Source organism: Rhizobium phaseoli (genome assembly GCF_010668805.1).
Taxonomy (GTDB): domain Bacteria; phylum Pseudomonadota; class Alphaproteobacteria; order Rhizobiales; family Rhizobiaceae; genus Rhizobium; species Rhizobium phaseoli_A.
In genome coordinates this window covers 1-665 of the sequence record NZ_WUFT01000058.1, presented here as the reverse complement: position 1 = coordinate 665, position 665 = coordinate 1, and the positions used below count along the sequence as shown (strand labels likewise).

The following is a 665-nucleotide window of genomic DNA, read 5'->3' as shown; positions in this document are numbered from 1 at the left end:
ATGTACTGTTGGGCTTCGAAGGCCGCGCATAAGCGCGTTGCGAATCTGGCAGCTTCGTCATACTTATGCCAGCGTTGCGCCACTCTTGAAGCGTAAAGTGGACACAGCCGTTGCAGACACCGCGAGCCGTCTGCGACGACTGTATTCGCTGCACAGTCTCTCGCGATCAAGGAGCCTTGAAATGAAGCAACTTCTTCTCAGCCTCGTGGTAACGGCGGGCGTAGCAGCCATGTCGAGCGCATACGCGCAACAAATGCCGGCCGACCAACCGATGGACCAGACCCAGGCGCAATCGGCCGCGCCAGCAGACACGGGTCAGGGCGGCGTCAATTGGGGTAGCGCGGCGCAAGGGGCCCGCAACGTCCCGGAGACGCGTCAGGACGTGCGCCAGCAATTGATCCAGTCCGAGCGTGACGGGCAGCTGCAAACGCTCAATCGCACCGTTTACAATGGCAATTGATCGAGCACTGCATACCTGATAATCAGGGCTTGGGAATACGGATGCGGCTGATCATCAGCGATCCGGAAATGCCATAGACCAGCGTCAACGGATGCAGCACGTGACCTGCAATCCGCCATTCGCCGAACCATAATTGCGGACCGAGAGCCCCCTGCCACGCGGCAATGGCAAGCAGCAGCACAATGGCGAACGATGTCGGAATAGG

General features: G+C 59.4%; 2 protein-coding genes. One reads left to right on the top strand and one right to left on the bottom strand.

Annotated features, from left to right (window positions below; translation table 11 throughout):
• Positions 1-181 precede the first annotated feature (181 nt).
• Positions 182-460, top strand: a complete 279-nt coding sequence (locus GR197_RS31350; protein ID WP_054931939.1) for a hypothetical protein — start codon at positions 182-184, stop codon at positions 458-460.
• Positions 461-482: 22 nt separating this feature from the next.
• Here GR197_RS31350 and GR197_RS31345 read toward each other — a convergent pair.
• On the bottom strand, positions 483-665 hold a 183-nt coding region (locus GR197_RS31345; protein ID WP_204330495.1), incomplete at its 5' end, for a hypothetical protein.

Excerpts from the sequence above, each read along its gene's own strand:
- GR197_RS31350 (WP_054931939.1), top strand. The coding sequence starts at position 182 with ATGAAGCAACTTCTTCTCAGCCTCGTGGTAACGGCGGGCGTAGCAGCC.